Below are 19,114 nucleotides of genomic sequence, written 5' to 3' on the forward strand. Positions count from 1 at the left end.
TCCCACATTGGGTTCGTGGTGGGTCAGCAATCAGGCGGTGTATGAAAAACCCTGTGGAGTGAGCTTGCTCGCGAAGGCGTCAGATCAGGCACCTCGTCTTTGCATGGCAACCCCGCGAAACCCTCACAACTTCGACACATCGCCGGTAGCCTCGGCAATAGTCGCCAACGTTTCCTCCATGCTGGCGATGTCCTCATGCAGCTTTTGAAACACCAGATCCAGCGATTCGGGGGCATCCACGGTCTGATGGCCACGAAGCGACCCGACGCTACCGTTCTCCACATGCTGAAGAATGTCCACGCTTTCTCGCAGTGCCAACAACTGATCGAAGATCGCGACAATCTGCGCCTGGCGCCGAGCGTTCATCATTACCACCCCAACCTGGCGCTGCCATCAGCAAACCATTCGCTCGCCAGCGGCAAACCCTGCGGTTTCCAGATCAGCGACCCCCATCCCAGACATGCAATGACCATACGCAGACTCAGCCTTTGGTTCTTCGCGGATCGGCAGCGCGCGGAAAGGTGCGTTCTTCCTGGATCGTGCCGTCCTCTTTGTGGATTTTCAGAGAGGCAGTTTTACCCTGCAGATAGTCACTGGCGATCTGCGTGATCTCGGCTTTGGTCTCAGCCGTTTTGGACGCACGCTGCGCGCCCTCTTTGACCAGTTCCCAATGCTGCTGGTTTTTGTTGATGTGGTAGTTATCCATTCCTTCACCTCTGATGTGAATGATCAAGACCGGTAATGGATTGACCTTGGCCGCGTCAGAGAGTTTGAAAGAATTGACTCCGACTCAATAGGCGAATTCATGGCCCAATTCGCTCTCCATCCACGCCAGAAAACGCCGGACACGCGGAAAGCTCGAATGCGCCTTTGGAAACACCAGGTGGTGCGCTGCCACCGCAGCACTTAGTGACTCAGGCGCCACTTCAACCAACGTGCCCGCCGCCAGATACTTCTGCGCAAGCAATGTGCTTTCCAGCGCGAAACCCAAGCCATGACTCGCCGCTTCCAGCGACATGTACGAACGATCGAAGCTCAATGCGTAAGGGCGTTCCGGACGCGCCAAACCATGCTGGGCAAACCATTGCGGCCATTTGAGCAGGGTCGCTTCCGACAAAATCAGGTCACATTCGAGCAGGTCGGCCGCGCCGCGCACCGGTCGTTGCGCGAGCAGTTTCGGTGAGGTCAGCACCGCAAACGTTTCGTTCCTGACCGTACGCACCTCATAGCTTGGCCAGTTCGGCAGACCATGGCGGATATCGACGTCGATCTTGTCGCGACTGAAGTGCAGCGATTCATAGGAACACGACAGATTGATCTGAATGTCCGGATGACTGGCGCGGAACGCTTCCAGGCGCGGCATCAGCCAGAGCAGGCCAAAGCTTGGTGACGAATGCAGACGCAGGCAATCCAGGCTGACGTCGCTGGCCGCGCGTTCAGTGGCTACAGCGAGGCTGTGCAGAATGCCGGAGACTTCCTTGAGGTACTGCTCGCCCACCGGCGTCAGCGAGACACCCCGAGCAGCACGGACGAATAATTGCCGGCCGATCATCCCTTCAAGTTTCGCTAGTTGATGGCTCACCGCCGAGGGGGTCAGGTCCAATACTTCTGCCGCTCTGGCGACATTGCCGAAGCGCGCGGTTTGCTCGAAGGCCTGAATTGCTTTCAGCGGTGGCAGGACGATAGGTGCCGCAGTCTCAGGACGCATGGGGACTCCGTGGTGATTTCTTGTGATGTACGGACCGGTTTCATTCAACCATCTGCGAGCCGGCCTGACGAGTGCTGAATTTTTTTCAGCATTGAGTGACTTTCGCGTTATTGCTCACCCTCCCCTCGAAGGACAAGCTGAGTCATCGGTTTTTCACAGACCGACCCAATAAAAACAATTCGAGGGCCTCCTCCATGCTTCTTCAAGACAAAGTCGCAATCATTACCGGTGCCGCTTCTGCCCGTGGCATTGGCCGCGCCACCGCGACCACGTTTGCGCAACACGGCGCTCGCGTGGTGATTCTCGATCTCGATGCCGCCGCCGCGCGGGACGCCGCCGCATCACTGGGCGAAGGTCATCTCGGCCTGGCGGCCAACGTGGCCGACGAAGCGCAGGTTCAGCAAGCTGTCGCCGCCATCATCGAGCACTTCGGGCGCATTGATATTCTGGTCAACAACGCCGGCATCACCCAACCGCTGAAGACCCTTGATATCCGCCCTTCGGACTACGACAAGGTGCTGGACGTCAGCCTGCGCGGCACGCTGCTGATGTCGCAGGCGGTGATTCCGCTGATGCGGCAACAGTCTTGCGGCAGCATCGTCTGCATGTCGTCGGTGTCTGCCCAGCGCGGCGGCGGCATCTTCGGCGGCCCGCATTACAGCGCGGCCAAGGCCGGCGTGCTGGGTCTGGGCAAAGCCATGGCGCGGGAACTGGGGCCGGACAACATCCGGGTGAACTCCATCGCACCGGGGCTGATTCACACCGACATCACCGGCGGCCTGATGCAGGACGAACGCCGACACGCCATCATCGAAGGCATCCCGCTGGGTCGCCTGGGTCAAGCGCAGGATGTCGCCAACGCCGCGCTGTTTCTGGCCAGCGACCTGTCCGCTTATCTGACCGGCATCACCCTCGATGTGAACGGCGGCATGCTGATTCACTGAGTACCTCTGGGCGGGCCCGCGTGGCCCGTGCGGTTCTGGATCGATGACGCAGCCGGGCCTGATGGCCTGGCGGTCAATAAAAACAAGAGATCAGACCATCATGACTACCCTGTCGCTCGAAGCGGTTTCGACCGTGCGTTCTTCTGCCTATCGCAAAACGGCCTGGCGCCTGATGCCATTCCTGATGCTGTGCTACCTGTGCGCGTATCTGGACCGGGTCAACGTCGGTTTCGCCAAACTGCAAATGATGAATGATCTGGCCCTGAGCGAAACGGTCTACGGACTGGGCGCCGGCGTGTTCTTCATTGGCTATTTCCTCTGCGAAGTGCCCAGCAACATCATCCTGCACAAGGTCGGCGCGCGAGTCTGGATTGCGCGGATCATGATCACCTGGGGCATCGTTTCGGCGCTGTTCGCCTTCGTCGAAACCGCGTGGCAGTTCTATGCCCTGCGCTTTCTGCTGGGGATTGCCGAAGCCGGGCTAGCGCCGGGCCTGTTGCTCTACCTGACGTATTGGTTTCCGTCTTATCGGCGGGCGCGCATGACGGTGTTGTGGTTCATCGCCATTCCGCTGTCAGGCATGGTCGGTGGCCCGCTCTCGGGCTGGATCATGAACCATTTTGCCGGCGTGCATGGCTGGGCCGGCTGGCAATGGATGTTCGTCCTTGAGGCGGTGCCCACCGTGGTCGTCGGCCTGCTGGTGCTGAGCTATCTGAAGGACGGCGTGCATCAGGCGACCTGGCTCAATGACGAAGAAAAAGCCTTGATCACTCGCGAATTGGCCGAAGACGACCAGCAAAAAGTCACCCACGCCTCGGTCGGCGAGTTCATCCGCGACCGACGCTTGTGGCTGCTGGCGGCCATCTACTTCTGTGTGGTGATGGGCCAATACGCAATCACCTTCTGGCTGCCGACACTGGTGCGCAATGCGGGGGTTTCCGATCCGCTGCACATCGGTTTTCTGACCAGCCTGCCTTACCTGTGCGCCATCGCCGCCATGCTCCTGGTCGGGCGCAGTGGTGACAAACATCGCGAGCGCCGCTGGCACCTGATCGTGCCAATGATCGCCGGGGCCATCGGCTTGAGCCTGGCAGCGATGATGGGCGGCAATTCGACCTTGTCGATCCTCAGTCTGTGCTTGGCCGCCTCCGGCATTCTGTCCGCCACCTCGTTGTTCTGGATGCTGCCGACCACGCTCCTCGGCGGGGTGTCGGCGGCTGCCGGCATTGCGGCGGTCAACAGCTTCGCCAACCTCGCCGGCTTCTGTTCGCCATATCTGATCGGCTGGATCACCACCCTGACCGGCTCCAGTGCCATCGGCATGTACCTGATCACCGGTGTGCTGTTCCTCGGCGCCAGTCTGGTCCTGCGCATTCCCGCCGCTTTGGTCAATCGTTGAGTTAACGGAGTTTCATCATGACAACTAATCTTTCACACGCTGTATCGCCGAGCCTGACCGAACGCGCGCACAACATTCGCCGCCACGCGCTGCGCATGGGCCAGGTTCAGGGTCAAGGCTACGTCGGTCAGGCCCTCGGCGCGGCTGATCTGCTGGCGGTCTCTTACTTTCATGCGATGAACCATCGCCCGGCAGATCCGCAATGGGAGCAGCGCGATCGCTTCTATCTCTCCATCGGCCACTACGCCATCGCTCTCTACGCAGCGCTGATCGAGGCCGAAATCATCCCTCTCGATGAGCTGGAAACCTACGGCTCGGATGACAGCCGCCTGCCGATGTCGGGCATGGCCGCCTACACGCCCGGGATGGAAATCACCGGCGGCTCGCTGGGTCAGGGCCTGGGCATCGCGGTCGGCGCTTGCCTTGGACTCAAGCGCAAAGGTTCGCCCTCGTTCGTCTACAACTTGCTGTCCGATGGCGAACTGAATGAAGGCTCGACCTGGGAAGCAGTGATGTCGGCTTCGCACTGGAAGCTCGACAACCTGATCGCCATCGTCGACGTGAACAACCAGCAGGCCGACGGCTACTCCAGCGAGATTCTTTCGTTCGAACCCATCGTCGATCGCTGGCAAGCCTTCGGCTGGTTCACCCAGCGCGTCGATGGCAATGACCTTGACGCACTGGTGACTGCTTTCGATGCCGCACGCCAGCATTCGGGCAATCAACCGCGGGTGATCATCTGCGACACGAAAATGGGCAAAGGCGTGCCGTTTCTGGAGAACCGGGAAAAGACCCACTTCATTCGCGTTGAAGAACACGAATGGGACCTGGCACTGAGCAACCTTGCAGAAGGAAAAGACCAATGAGCAACGCCGCCAACACTTCGACTTCGACTTCTACTGGCGAGCCGGTGAAAAAGCGCCTGACCACCTCGGCGATGATTGCCTCGATTGCTTCCGAGGGTCAGGCGACCCGCTCGGCGCCGTTCGGCCACGCCCTCGCCGCACTGGCAGACCAGCGCGCGGACATCGTCGGGCTCTCTGCTGACCTGTCCAAGTACACCGACCTGCACATCTTCGCCAAGGCGCACCCGGAGCGTTTCTACCAGATGGGCATGGCTGAACAATTGCTGATGAGCGCTGCTGCCGGCATAGCGCGCGAAGGTTTCGTGCCCTTCGCCACCACCTACGCGGTATTCGCCTCGCGCCGCGCTTACGATTTCATCTGCATGGCCATCGCCGAGGAAAATCTCAACGTCAAAATCGTCTGCGGCCTGCCCGGCCTGACCACCGGCTACGGGCCGAGCCACCAGGCCACCGACGACCTGGCGATTTTCCGCGCCATGCCCAACCTGATGATTGTCGACCCGTGCGATGCGCTGGAAATCGAACAGGCCGTGCCGGCCATCGCTGCGCACCAAGGTCCGGTCTACATGCGCTTGCTGCGCGGCAATGTGCCGCTGGTGCTGGACGAGTACGGTTACCAATTCGAGATCGGCAAGGCCAAGACCCTGCGCACCGGTAATGATGTGCTGATCATCTCCACCGGCCTGATGACCATGCGCTCACTGGAAGCGGCCAAGCAATTGCAGGCCGATGGCATTGATGTGGCCGTGCTGCACGTGCCGACCATCAAGCCTTTGGATGAGCAAACCATTCTCGCCGAAGCACGCAAATCCGGGCGTCTGGTGGTCACCGCGGAAAACAGCTCGATCATCGGTGGTTTGGGCGAAGCGGTTGCCGGGTTGTTGTTGCGCAACGGCGTGACGCCTACCTTCAGACAGATCGCTTTGCCCGACGCCTTCCTCGACGCCGGCGCCCTGCCGACGCTGCATGATCGCTATGGCATTTCGACCCCGACGGTCTGCGCGCAGATCAAGGCCTGGCTGTAACTTCATCAGGAGCGGCGCTTCGATTCGGGGCGCCCGCTTATCCGTAAAAAGAGAGGCAGAACGTGAAAGCACATGAACTGCTTGATCCCGACTTCAACAGTTTTCTCACGCCCGGCGCAGAAGCCTGGACGCTGGACACGCTGCCGGCAATTCGAGAACGTGTTCACGGGACATTCAAATCCGAACAACAAGCGCGCTGTGAAAGCCTATGGACAACGGCCCACGACGGCGAGGGTTTGCGCGTGTGCCTCTACCGGCCCGCCAGCGCGGCACGGGAAAAAAACCGGCAGTCATCCTTTATCTGCATGGCGGAGGTTTCGTCCTCGGCAGGCCGGAAATGGCCGATGACTATCTGGCCGATCTCGCCGAAGAACTCGCGGCAATCATCGTCGCCGTCGATTATCGCCTTGCCCCGGAACACCCCTTCCCCATTCCCCTCGAAGATAGTTACACCGCGCTCGGCTGGGTTTTCGCCCATCAGCAAGCGCTCAATATCGAGGCCGACAAAGTGATTGTCATGGGGCACAGTGCCGGCGCAGGTCTGGCAGCAGCGCTGGCGATCCTGGCGCGCGATCGCGGCGAATATTGCATCGCCAGCCAGGTGCTGATTTATCCAATGCTCGATTACCGCTCGGGCAGCTCTGCTTCGCCTCACCAAAACGGTACGACCGGAGTGATTGGCTGGCCGCCACAAGCCAACCAGTTCTGCTGGCAGTGCCTGCGCGGCAACCACGCGCTGGATGACTCGCGAATCGGCTGGTTCTCACCGGCCCTGCAGGAGGACTTGAGTAACCTGCCCCCGACGTTTCTGGCCGTCGGGGCGCTGGATCTGTTTCTGGAAGAGGACGTGGCATTCGCCATGCGTCTGTCCCGCGCCGGTGTTGCCGTCGAGCTGCATGTCTATCCTGGTGCGCCGCATATGTTTGATCAACACCCCGGAAACGTTACCGATCAATCATCCCGGGACATCGTTCGATCACTTCAGCGATCGATAGCTAGCGCATGAAATGCTCGACAGTCTGAAAATCCGCTGAAACGAAAAAGCCCGATTTCTTATACAAAGCCTTTCGCACTTCCTGCGCTTATTGATTAATACCTTCGCAGATGGGTGACTGCGCAGGTCGTCATCGGAAGTCGGCACTCCGATATTGATTGGCCATTACCCGTCACTCCTCACGTCATCATTTTTCTGCGAGCCATTGTGGAAATGTAAAAGACGACACATTTTGTTGCATCCAAATATCGGTTGGATCCAACGTCCCGACAAACGGTAGCTTGCTGAATATTCATTGATTTCAAACAGATAAAAGTTGGCAAAATGCCAATCACCGCACTCGCCAAAAATCAGGCAGCCTTATTTCAAACTCCCTATCTATGGTTTTAAAACCATCCGTGGACGTCCGCCCACCATTTACAGGGAGTAGTAATGGACAACATCGTCATTGCCGACAAAGCCAATTCTCAGCTCACTGCCCAGAACTGGGGCAATGTTCAGCTCAGTCAGCCCTCAGTTATACAAATGCCGGTGCGTCCGGACCAACTGGCGTCGACCAGTCGCAGCGGTCAGGATTTGATCGTCAACCTGAAGTCTGGCGAGCAAATCAAAATCTCCAATTTCTTTGTCACCAGCCCTGACGGCGTGCCCAATGACATTGTTTTTCAAGGCGACGACGCGACGCTGTGGCAGGCGCGCTACAGCGCCGAACCGTTCAACGGATTCACCTTCGAGGAAATTGACTCGCTCGACGAACTGATCGCCGGCGTCGGCGTGGTCGACGGCGCAACGCCCGCGTGGGCGATTGCCGGGCTCGGTCTGTTGGGCGCGGGTGGTGCGGCGGCCGCTGCGGGTGGCGGCGGAGGTGGTGGTGGCGGCGGCGGCGGTGATAACGCTGGCGACGCGACGCCCCCTGCTGCTGCGACCGGACTGACCTTGTCCGCGGACGGGCGAGTGCTGAGTGGTTTTGGCGAAGCGGGCAGTGTCGTTCAGGTGCGCGACGCGGCGGGTAATCTTCTGGGCTCCGCAACCGTCGGCGCCGATGGCAGTTTTCAGGTCAACCTGGGGACGCCGCAGAACAATGGACAACCCTTGGACGTTACGCTCACCGACCCTGCGGGCAACGTGTCCACGCCGGGTACGATTACCGCACCCGATACGACAGCGCCCACGGCGCCAGCCAATCTGAGTGTGAGCGCCGATGGCACGCGGCTAGGGGGGACCGGTGAAGCCGGCGCGACCATTCAGGTGCGCGGCGCCGATGGCACCCTGCTCGGCAGCGCCGTCGTGGCAGCGGACGGCACCTTCAGCGTTGTGCTCAGCCCTGCGCAAACCGGCGGTCAGCCGTTAAGCGTGAGTGCCACCGATGCGGCCGGAAATGCGTCGCCGGCCACGACGGTCAGCGCACCTGAAATCGTCGAACCACAGACGCCGGCCAATCTGGGCCTGAGCAGCGACGGCAGCCAACTGACCGGCACCGCCCGAGCGGGAACCACTATCGAGGTCCGCGCCGCCAATGGCGAATTGCTCGGACGTGCGGCGGTGGGTGCTGACGGTACTTTCATACTCACGCTGATCCGCGCGCAAGCCAATGGCGAAGTCATCAGTATCGTGGCAATCAATAGCGTCGGTGCGCAATCGCCGACAGTCACCTTGAATGCGCCGGACATCACGGGTCCCGCCGCTGCAACCGAGGTGGCCGTCAGCAATGACGGGCTGTCAGTCACTGGCCGTGGCGAACCCGGCAGCACCGTCAGCGTCACCAATGCGCAAGGGGTGGTGCTCGGCACAGCGCTCGTCGCAGCCGACGGCTCGTTCAGCGTCCAGCTCAGCGCGGCGCAAATCGACGGTGAAGCACTGATCGTGCAGCTCACCGACGCCGCCGCCAATCCTTCGCCAGCCGTTACCATCATCGCCGTCGACCTTGATGGCCTGACCCAACCGAGCAATCTGGCATTGAGCGTGGACGGCACCCGACTGAGCGGGCGCGGCCAGGCCGGATCGACGGTGACTGTCCGCGATGCCAACGGCAATCTGCTCGGCTCGGCAGTGGTCGCAGCGGACGGCACGTTTACCGTGCAACTGAGCACGCCACAGAACAATGGCGATACGTTGCAGATCAGTGCAAGCGACAGCGCCGGCAATACCTCCCCGCCGTTGAATTATGAGACGCCGGACACCCAGGGCCCGGCGGCGGTGTCCGACCTCACTCTCGATGGTCAGGGACAGACGCTGACCGGCAAAGGTGAAATCGGTGCTTCGATCACCGTGCGCGATCCGGCGGGCAACATCATTGGCACCGGCACGGTCGGTACCGATGGCAATTTCACAGTCAACCTCTCGACCGCGCAGACCGACGCGCAACAACTGCAAGTGATTCAAACCGACGCCAGTGGCAATCCGTCTGTGCCGGTCAACGTGACCGCACCCGACCTGACGATCCCGGTTGCGGTGTCTGATGTGAGCATTTCGGCGAACGGCGCAGTGGTCTCCGGCGCAGGTCAGGCCGGCGCCACCGTTACCGTCACCGATGCGGGCGGGGTGGTATTGGGAACGGCGGTGGTCGGCAGCAACGGACGCTTCGAAGTCACGCTGTCCTCGCCACAAACCAATGGTCAGAACCTCAGCGTCGTGCAGACCGATGGCTCGCCCACAGGCTCCCCGGCGGTACCGGTTGAAGCGCCCGACATTCAGGCCCCCGCCGCGCCATCGGGTCTGGCGCTGGATGCCACCGGCACTCAGCTCAGCGGTACAGGCGAGCCCGGCGCCACCGTGACGGTGAAGGACGCGGCCGGCAACACGCTGGGCACGGCGATCGTCGACGGTACCGGCGCGTTTTCCGTGACACTGAACAGCCCACAGATCGATGGTCAGCAACTGCAAGTAAGCCAGTCCGACGGCGTGAACGTTTCTCCCAACACGCCGTTGACGGCAGCGGATATCACGGCGCCGCTCGCGCCTGACAATGTCGTGCTCAGCAGCAACGGCGTGACATTGAGCGGGACCGGACAGGCCGGCAGCACCGTCACGGTCAGCGCGCCGGATGGCTCGGTGCTTGGCACCACGGTAGTTGCCAGCGACGGCAGTTTTACCGTCAACCTGAGCCCAGCCCAGCTCGACGGGCAGGTATTGAGCGTCATCCAGACCGATGCGAGCGCCCTGCCCTCGCCGGTCACTCCGGTCACGGCACCCGACATCACCGCGCCGCCCGCACCGACCGGTCTGGTCATCGACCCGGCAGGCGCCACGGTCACTGGCACTACGCAGCCAAATAACACCGTGCAGGTGCTGGATGCCGACGGCAACGTCATCGGTACCGCGACCGCTGACGGCACGGGCGCATTCACGGTCAATCTGGATACCGCCCAGACCAATGGCGAAGCCTTGCAGGTGGTGGTGTCGGACGGCACCAACAGTTCACTGCCAGGCAGCGTCAGCGCACCGGACAGCACGCCGCCGGCGGCGGTGAGTGATCTGGCGATCAACCCCGCCGGCACACAGGTGTCCGGTCTCGCAGAGCCGGGCACCACCGTCACCGTGAGCATTGCCGGCGGTAGCGTCTTGGGCACCGCGACGGCAGGTGCCGATGGCCGCTTCGTCGTCACACTGGATCCAGCGGCAGGCACTGGCAGCGCTCTGGAAGTGATCAGCACTGACGGCGGCGGCAACGACTCGCCGGCGGTGCCGCTGGCAGGTCCCGATGGCACTCAAGTCGCCACGCCGAGCGATCTGGCGTTGAGTGCCGACGGTTTCACCCTGACCGGCGCGGGCACGCCTGGCAGCACAGTGACCGTGACCAACAGCAATGGCGATGTCCTGGGCACCGGCCTGATCAACAGCTTCGGGCGCTTCACCCTGCTGCTCAGCGTCAAGCAGATCAATGCGCAAGTCCTGCAAGTCACCGCCACCAGCCCCGACGGTGATGTGTCGGTGCCTGGCACCGTCACCGCTGCCGATGGCACACCGCCGGACGCGGTGACCAATCTGGTGCTGAATGCCAACGGCACGGCGCTGACCGGTCGCGGCGAGGCCGGCGCAACGGTCACCGTCACCGACCCGGCAGGCACCGTGCTCGGTACTGCACTGGTCGCCAGCAATGGCACCTTCAGCCTGACGCTGACCCCGGCGCAGCTCAATGGCCAGGCGCTCACGGCAGTCCAGAGCGATGCCGCCGGCAACCTGTCGCAACCGGCCAGCATCATCGCTACGGACCTGCAACCGCCCGCCGCCGCTACCGGTGTCAGCATCAATGACGTCGGCACCGTGGTCAAAGGCCAGGGCGAAGCCGGCAGCACCGTGACCGTGCGCGATGCCGCCGGCAATGTCCTGGCGACTGGTCTGGTCGATCAGAGCGGCAATTTCCAGGTCACCCTGCCCAATGCGCAGAACACGGGCGAAACCCTGCAGGTCACCCTGACCGACGCCAACGGCAACACCTCGCCGTCCACCGGCGTGATTACCGTCGACGGCACCCCACCGGCCGCCGTGCAGAACCCGTTGATCAGCGCCGATGGCAGTACCCTCAGCGGCACTGGTGAAGCCGGTGCGACGGTGAATGTCACCACCGCCGACGGCACCCTGCTGGGCAGCGCCGTGGTCGGCCCGGATGGCTCGTTCAGCGTGACCCTGGCGCCAGCACCGACCAATGGCGAGGCGTTGGCGATCAGCCAGACCGACCCTGCCGGCAATGTCTCGCCGTCGACCAGCGTCAATGCGCCGGACATCAGTCCACCGGCGGCACTGACCCAAGTCGCCGTGAATGCCGATGGCGTCACCGTCACCGGCCACGGCGAACCCGGCGCCACCGTGTCTGTGCGCAGCGCTGACGGTACCTTGCTCGGTACCGCACAAGTCGGCAGTGGCGGCGCGTTTACCGTCACCCTCAACGCGCCACAACTTAATGCCGAAGTGCTGACCGTCACCCAAGAGGATCCGCCGGGCAACGTGTCCACGGCGGTTGAAGTCATCTCGGTGGATTTGACTGCGCCGGCGATTCCGAGCGCGCTGACCCTGAACGCGGCTGGCGTGCAACTGGCCGGGAATGCCGAGGCCGGCAGCACGGTGACCGTGCGCGACAGCCAAGGCAATCTTCTCGGCACCACCACGGCCGCTGCAAACGGCACCTTTCAAATAACGCTGAACAGCCCGCAGACCAATGGCCAGGCGCTGAACGTGACGGCCACCGACGCGGCGGGAAATCCGTCGGCGCCGGCTATTGTCAACGCTGCCGACAGCAGCGCCCCGTTGGCGGCCAGCGATCTGGCAGTCAGCGCCAACGGTGCAACGCTCACCGGCATCGGCGAAATCGGCGCCAGCGTAGAAGTGCGTGACGCCGGCGGTGCGTTGTTGGGCACCGCCACCGTTGGCAGCAACGGCAATTTCAGCGTCACCCTGTCTCCAGCAGCCGTGGCCGGTTCGACTCTATCCGTGGTGCAGATCGACGCCGCTGGCAACACCGGGCCGGCCAGCCCGGTCACCGCGCCGGGTAATCTGGCGGAAAGCGCACCGACCAATCTGGCCCTCAGCGCTGACGGCCTGACTCTGACCGGCTCGGCCACCGCCGGCAGCACCGTAAGCATCCGCAATGCCTCGGGCGTGTTGCTCGGCACCGCGCTGGTGGCGGCGAATGGCACCTTCAGCGTCACGCTGAATGCCGCACAACTGAACGGCGAACAGCTGTCTGCCGTAGCGACGTCGAGCACCGGCATCAATTCGTCCCCGACCGACTACACCGCTGCCGATATTGCTGCGCCAGCCCCGCTGAGCGAACTGAGTCTGGCACCGAACGGCACTGCGTTGACCGGTCGCGGTGAAGCTGGTGCAACCGTGACGGTGCTCGGCACCGGCGGGGTTGTTCTCGGCAGCGCCGTGGTGGCGGCCAATGGCACGTTCAGCGTCACCCTCAGCCCGGCGCAAACCGCAGGCCAGACCTTGAGCCTGAGCCAGGCCGACGCCGCCGGCAACGAGTCCAACAGCGTAAATCTGATCGCCCCGGACCTGATCGCGCCCAATCCGCCAGCGGCGCTGGTGGCAAGCGCTGACGGCGCGCTGCTGTCAGGTACCGGCGAGGCCGGCACCACGGTCAATGTGTACAACGCCGCCGGTACGCTGGTCGGCACCGGCACCGTGAGCATCGATGGCACGTTTGCGATCACCCTGACCACACCGCAAGCCAACGGTCAGGCACTGACCGTATCGCTGACGGATGCGGCGGGCAACACTTCGGCGGCCACACCGTTCACCTCAGTCGACAGCACAGCGCCAGCGGCTGTCACGCAACTGACCATCGGCGGCGACGGTGCAAGCCTGACCGGGCGCGGCGAACCGGGCGCGCAGGTTCGAGTCATCGACAGTGACGGCAACGTGCTCGGCACCGCCGTGGTCAGCCCGACCGGCACCTTCACTCTGACCCTGACCCCGGCGCTGACCAACGCCGAAGTGATCACCGTGGTCCAGGCCGATGCGGCCGGCAACGACTCGCCTGCCGTGAACCTGACCACACCGGACTTCACTCCGCCCGATCCGCTCGCCAACGTCGACATCAACTCGTCGGGTGCGCTGGTCATCGGCACTGGCGAACCGGGCGCGACCGTGACCGTGCGCGATGCCAACGGCACCTTGCTCGGCACCAGCGTGGTACTCGGCGACGGCACCTTCAGCGTCACCCTCAATCCGCCGCAGATCAACGAACAGATTCTCAGCGTGCAGCAGGCCGATCCACCCGGTAACGTCAGCGCGCCGGTGACCGTCGTCGCGCCGGATCTGACCCCGCCGGCGACCCCGGCCGAGCTGCAGCTGAATGCCGATGGCGACACGCTCACCGGTACCGGCGAAGTCGGCGCCACTGTGCGGGTGACAGCGGCGGACGGCACCGAACTGGGTACCGGCACCGTCGGCAGCGATGGACGCTTCCAGATCAACGTGACCCCGGCGCAAACCAATGGCCAGGCGCTGTTCGTGGTGTTGGCGGATGCGGTCGGCAATGCCTCGCCTGCCGGCACTCTGACGGCACCTGACAGCACGCCTCCTGCCGCATTGACCGACGTCGATATCGACGCCAGCGGCAGCCTGATCACCGGTTCCGGTGCGGCGGGCTCGCAAGTGGTCGTCACCAACGCGCTGGGCACGATCGTCGGCACTGGCACCGTGCAGGCCGACGGCAGCTTCAGCGTCACCCTCGATCAACCGCTGCTCAACGGTGAAGCCCTGTCGGTGATCCAGCGCGATGCGGCGGGCAATCCCTCGCCAATCGTCCCCGTCACTGCACCGGACGTCACCGTGCCGGCCGCGCCCACCGGCCTGGTGCTCACTGCCGACGGCGTGACGCTGACCGGCACCGGTGAAGCCGGCGCTACCGTGCGCGTGCTCAGCGCGACTGGCACCGTGCTGGGCTCGGCAACCGTGGCCGGCAATGGCTCGTTCAGCGTGACCCTCAATCCGCCGCAGGTGAACGGTGAGCTGCTGAGCGTCAACCAGACCGATCTGGCGTCGAACACTTCGCCATCAGCGCCCGTGCAGGCAGGCGACACCACCGATCCGCTGGAAGTCGCCGACCTCAACGTCAGTCCGGATGGCTTGACCGTAACCGGTACCGGCGAGCCTGGGGCAACCGTCACCGTGCGCGACGGCACCGTGGTGCTCGGCACCGCGACGGTGGCCGCAGACGGCAGTTTCAGCGTCACCCTGTCCGCCGCGCAGATCGATGGCCGCGCACTGTCCGTCGTGCAGGCCGACGCGCAAAACAACCTGTCCGAGCCGGTATTGGTCGACTCGCCGGACAGCACCGCACCGATCGCGCCAACAGTCACCTCGCTGACCGGCGCCGGCACCTTGCTCGCCGGGACCGCCGAAGCCGGCAGCACCGTCACCGTGTTGTCTGCCAACGGCACCGTGCTCGGCACAGCGGTGGCGCTGGGCAACGGCACCTACACAATCACCCTGAATCCGCCCCAGGCCAACGGTCAGTTGTTGTCGGTGATCGCAACGGATGAGGCGCAAAACGTATCGCCGGTGCTGCTCTACCCGGCGGCTGACACCACCGCTCCGGACGCCGTCACCGGTCTGACCATCAGCGGCGATCTGACCCAACTCGCCGGTCGTGGTGAAGCCGGCGCGACGGTCGAAGTGACCGACGCGCTGGGTAATGTGGTCGGCACTGGCACAGTGGCGGCCAACGGTACATTCCTGATCGATCTGGATCCGGGCATCACCGCCGGCCAGGTGCTGACGGTGAATCAGACCGACGTCGCAACCAACGTCTCGGCAGACGCCATCCTGACCGTTCCGGCGGTTCCAGCACCCGATGCGCCGGACAATCTTGTGCTGACAGCCGACGGCGTGACGCTGACCGGTACGGCGGCGATCGGCACCACCATCAATGTCTACGGGCCTGACAACAGTCTGATCGGCACTGGCGTCACTGGCGCGGATGGCACCTTCAGCGTAGTGCTCACGCCGGCGCAAACCAACGGCCAGAGCCTGGAAGTCACCGCCAACACCGCACTGGGCGGCGCGTCGCTGCCGACTGAAATCACCGCGGGGGACACCTCGGCGCCGGCGCCACTCAGCGATCTGGCGGTCAACGCCAGCGGCACACTGGTCACCGGTCGCGGCGAAGTTGGCGCAACTGTGACCATCACCGGCGCTGGCGGCGTAGTGCTGGGCAATGCGACGGTGGGCGCCAACGGCACCTTCAGCGCGCAGCTCAACGCGCCGCAGGTCAACGGTCAGGCGCTCAATGCGACTCAGACCGATGCGTCCAGCAACACTTCGCCCGGCCTTACCGTCACTGCGCCCGACATCACCCCTCCGGCGGCTCCGACAGCGCTAGTACTCAGCGACGCCGGTCTGCTGCTCGGCGGGCTCGGTGAAGCCGGCGCCACCGTCACCGTGCGCGGTGTCGGCGGCGCGGTGCTGGGCACTGCGACAGTAGCGGGCAATGGCACTTTCTCGGTGACCTTGTCCTCCGCACAACTCAATGGCCAACAACTGAGCGTCACGCAGAGTGATGCGGCGGGCAACGTCTCGCCAGCGACCAACCTCAGCGTCGCCGATACGACAGCGCCGGCACCGCTGAGCAATGTCACCCTGAACGGTACCGGCCTGGCCGTCAGCGGCACCGGTGAAGCCGGCGCCACGGTCAGCGTGACCAACGCGGCGGGTACCGTGCTCGGCACCGCCGTGGTCAATGCCGGCGGCACGTTCACCGTGCAACTGTCCAGTGCGCAGCTCAACGGCCAGCAGCTGAATGTTCAGCAGGCAGACCCGGCCGGCAACCTGTCGCCGGTATTCAACCTCACGGCAGCGGATGTGCAGGCGCCAGTCGCGGCCAGCGGTCTGACGCTCGCTGCCAACGGTCTGACCTTGAGCGGTACCGGTGAAGCCGGTGCAACGGTCAACGTCTACGGCCCGGGCGGCGCGCTGCTCGGTACCACCACCGTGGGCAGTGGCGGCACGTTCAGCTTCAACCTGAACACCGCGCAACTGGACGGGCAATTGTTGACCGTGCGCCTGGTCGACCCGGCCGGCAATCTGTCGCCCAACGCAAGCGTGACAGCACCGGACGTCACCGCCCCCGGCGCACCGACCGGCGTCAGCGTCAACGGCAGCGGCACCTTGCTTACCGGTGTCGGCGTGCCCGGCTCGACGATCAGCGTGCGTGGCGCCGGCGGTGTGGTACTCGGCACCGCGACCGTCGCCGCCAATGGCAGCTTCTCGGTGGTGCTGGCGTCGGCGCAGATCAATAGTCAGGTGCTCAGCGTCACTCAGGCGGATCCGAGCGGCAACGTCTCGGCAGCGGCAACCGCAACGGCACCGGACCTCACGCCTCCGGCGGCGGCCACGGCGCTGCTGGTCGGTGCCGACGGCCTGACCGTCACCGGTACCGGTGAGGCCGGCGCCACGGTGACCATCAAGTCGGCCACCGGCACCGTTCTGGGCACCGGCACGGTCAACAACCTCGGGGTGTTCACCGTCACCCTGAACAGTGCGCAGATCAACGGCGAAAAACTCACCGTCAATCTCAGCGACGCACGTGGCAACGTTTCGGTGGCCGCCAACGTCACCGCGCCGGATGTCGACGTCAACGCGCCAGTGGTCGCCAGCGATAACCTCGCCGTCGGCACTGTCACGCTGGCCCCGGTCACCGCGTCGCAGACCTTCAACGATTCGTTCACCACCCTGCTGGCCGGGTTCTCGAAAACCTTCACCTTCACCGTCGCCGGCGGTACGCGTCTTGATCCGACCCTGACGCTGACTACCAGCAGCCTGATTTCGCTGATCGATGGCGTGGTCTATACCCTGCAAGTGAAGGATGCCAGCGGCAACTGGGTCACCCTGGATGTCAACGGCAGCAGTGGCCTGCTCGATCTGATTGCCCTGGCCGGCCAGGGTGTGCGGGTCGACATCGGTAATCTGCTGTCAGGCGATTATCGACTGACCGTGTCGAGCACCGGCATCGGCGTGTTGACCACGGTCAATACCCAGCTGCAACTGGACGTCAGCAGTCTGACCCAGTTCAACGGCATTGCCGGGCCGGCGGTGACCGGCAACGTCATCACCAACGTCGGCGTCGATGGCACGGTCGATCAGACCGGTCCGGACAACGGCGCGCAATTGCAGATCTTCAAGAACGGCGCCTGGGTCAGCGCCGGTGCCGGCACCACCGTGCAAGGGCTGTACGGCACGCTGACGATCGACGCCAACGGCAACTACAGCTACAAACCGAACGGCAGTGTGGCCAGCGTCGGCAAGGTTGACGTGTTCAACTATCAACTGGTGCACCCGAACGGCTTGAGCGACACCGCCAATCTGTATGTGCGCATCGACAGCCCGCAAGCCACCGAAGTGTGGAATGACGCCAACCTTGGCAGCCCGGCACTGGTGGTGGATGCGACGCCGGACATCGCCTCGACCGACGTCACTCTGGTCAACCGCGAAGTCACCACCAACTCCGCGCTCGGCACGTTCAATGTGCTGCTGGGCGGCGGCAGCGGCAACTACAACACCGTGGTCGCGGCCGATACCGTCAGTGACCTGACTGTGGTGGTCAACTCGAGCAACCTGCTGGCACTGCTCGGTTCGATGACGGTGGGCCTGTACAAACTCAACACCGCGACCAACCAATATGTGCTGGTCAAGAGCTACGGCGGCAACGCCCTGCTCAACCTCGGCGGTGGTAACTACGGGATCAAGTTCGACGACCAGACCGCCGGCAGCTATCAGGTGCGGGTGGCGGTCGGCGGTCTCGGTCTGCTGACCAGCGTCAACACCAGCCTGATCAACGTGGCGACCTACAACAACCAGTTCGTGGTCGGCAGCTACTCGCCGGTGTCAGGCAATCTGCTCACCGACACCGCAGGCGGCGGCGCCGATGTGCTGGGCTCGGTGTACACCTTGCTCAGCGTACTGGTCGCCGGCAATTACGTGGCGCCGGGTTACAACGGCGTCTCGCTGGTCGGCAACTACGGCACCCTGCTGGTGCAGGCCAACGGCAACTACACCTACACGCTCAAGGCTGGGCTGACCGATGCGGTGATCGGTCAGGAAGACACCTTCACCTATCAGCTCACCCACCCGAACGGCACGGTCGATACCGCGACGCTGACCATCGACCTGAACAAGGCCGGCGCTTTCGCCAGTACCGCGTTCTCGGCGCTGGCCAGCGATGACCTGGGTCTGGCCCACGCCGCTGGCAGCGAGCTGATCCAGGGCACCGAGGGCAACGACACTCTCGACGGCTCCCACGGTGGCGCCGTCACCCTGCAAGGTGGAGGTGGCGACGACACGCTGATCATCGCCGACCAGCAGTTCGCTTCGGTCGATGGCGGCAGCGGCACCGACACCCTGCTCTGGGCCGGTGGCGATGTGTCGATCAACCTCGGCGATCTGCAGAGCAAGATCCACAACGTCGAAATCCTCGACCTCAACCATTCCAGTGCGGTTGCCCTGACGCTGAACCTCAGCGACCTGCTGGCGATCACGTCCTCGGATAACAACACCCTGCTGATCAAGGGTGACGAAAAGGACAGCGTGCACATGACCGATGGCTGGGTCGCCGATGGCACGCAGCAAGCCGACGGCATCGACTATGTTCAATACACGGCGCAGGAGGATCCGAGCCACCACTTGTGGGTGCAGAACGGCATTCAAGTGGTTTGAAACAAAGGCATCAGCAACG

General features: G+C 63.5%; 9 protein-coding genes. 6 read left to right on the plus strand and 3 right to left on the minus strand.

Annotation, left to right across the window (positions count from 1 at the left end):
• Positions 1-123 precede the first annotated feature (123 nt).
• The 3 genes from QRN33_RS22565 to QRN33_RS22575 all read right to left on the minus strand — a co-directional run bounded on the left by QRN33_RS22565 (position 124) and on the right by QRN33_RS22575 (position 1,708).
• Positions 124-366, minus strand: coding sequence for a hypothetical protein (locus tag QRN33_RS22565; protein ID WP_065617475.1), 243 nt, complete (start codon positions 364-366; stop codon positions 124-126).
• 115 nt (positions 367-481) lie between these two features.
• On the minus strand, positions 482-706 hold the full coding sequence (locus QRN33_RS22570) for a DUF2188 domain-containing protein (protein ID WP_285410180.1): 225 nt from the start codon (positions 704-706) through the stop codon (positions 482-484).
• Positions 707-790: 84 nt separating this feature from the next.
• The gene (locus tag QRN33_RS22575; protein WP_285410181.1) at positions 791-1,708 is read right to left on the minus strand and encodes a LysR substrate-binding domain-containing protein; all 918 of its coding nucleotides are present in this window, start codon (positions 1,706-1,708) and stop codon (positions 791-793) included.
• A 194-nt stretch (positions 1,709-1,902) separates the two neighbouring features.
• On the opposite strand from QRN33_RS22575, the gene QRN33_RS22580 reads away from it, so the two are divergent.
• The 6 genes from QRN33_RS22580 (at position 1,903) to QRN33_RS22605 (ending at position 19,095) form a co-directional block, all read left to right on the plus strand.
• Positions 1,903-2,652, plus strand: coding sequence for an SDR family NAD(P)-dependent oxidoreductase (locus QRN33_RS22580; RefSeq protein ID WP_064361838.1), 750 nt, complete (start codon positions 1,903-1,905; stop codon positions 2,650-2,652).
• A 100-nt stretch (positions 2,653-2,752) separates the two neighbouring features.
• A complete protein-coding gene (locus QRN33_RS22585; protein ID WP_042610267.1) occupies positions 2,753-4,051 on the plus strand; it encodes an MFS transporter in 1,299 nt (432 codons plus the stop codon).
• A 17-nt stretch (positions 4,052-4,068) separates the two neighbouring features.
• The gene (locus QRN33_RS22590; RefSeq protein WP_285410182.1) at positions 4,069-4,917 is read left to right on the plus strand and encodes a transketolase; all 849 of its coding nucleotides are present in this window, start codon (positions 4,069-4,071) and stop codon (positions 4,915-4,917) included.
• Positions 4,914-5,942: a transketolase family protein gene (locus tag QRN33_RS22595; RefSeq protein WP_285410184.1), complete on the plus strand. Its 1,029-nt coding sequence runs from the start codon at positions 4,914-4,916 to the stop codon at positions 5,940-5,942. Before QRN33_RS22590 ends, QRN33_RS22595 begins: the two co-directional genes overlap by 4 nt.
• A gap of 208 nt (positions 5,943-6,150) precedes the next feature.
• Entirely contained in the window at positions 6,151-6,948 is a 798-nt protein-coding gene (locus tag QRN33_RS22600) for an alpha/beta hydrolase (protein WP_285410186.1), read from the plus strand.
• Between the two features lie 420 nt (positions 6,949-7,368).
• Positions 7,369-19,095, plus strand: a complete 11,727-nt coding sequence (locus QRN33_RS22605) for a BapA/Bap/LapF family large adhesin (protein ID WP_285410188.1) — start codon at positions 7,369-7,371, stop codon at positions 19,093-19,095.
• The last annotated feature ends 19 nt before the right edge of the window (positions 19,096-19,114 follow it).

It is taken from the genome of Pseudomonas sp. FR229a, assembly GCF_030209115.1.
GTDB classification, from domain to species: Bacteria; Pseudomonadota; Gammaproteobacteria; order Pseudomonadales; family Pseudomonadaceae; genus Aquipseudomonas; species Aquipseudomonas moraviensis_A.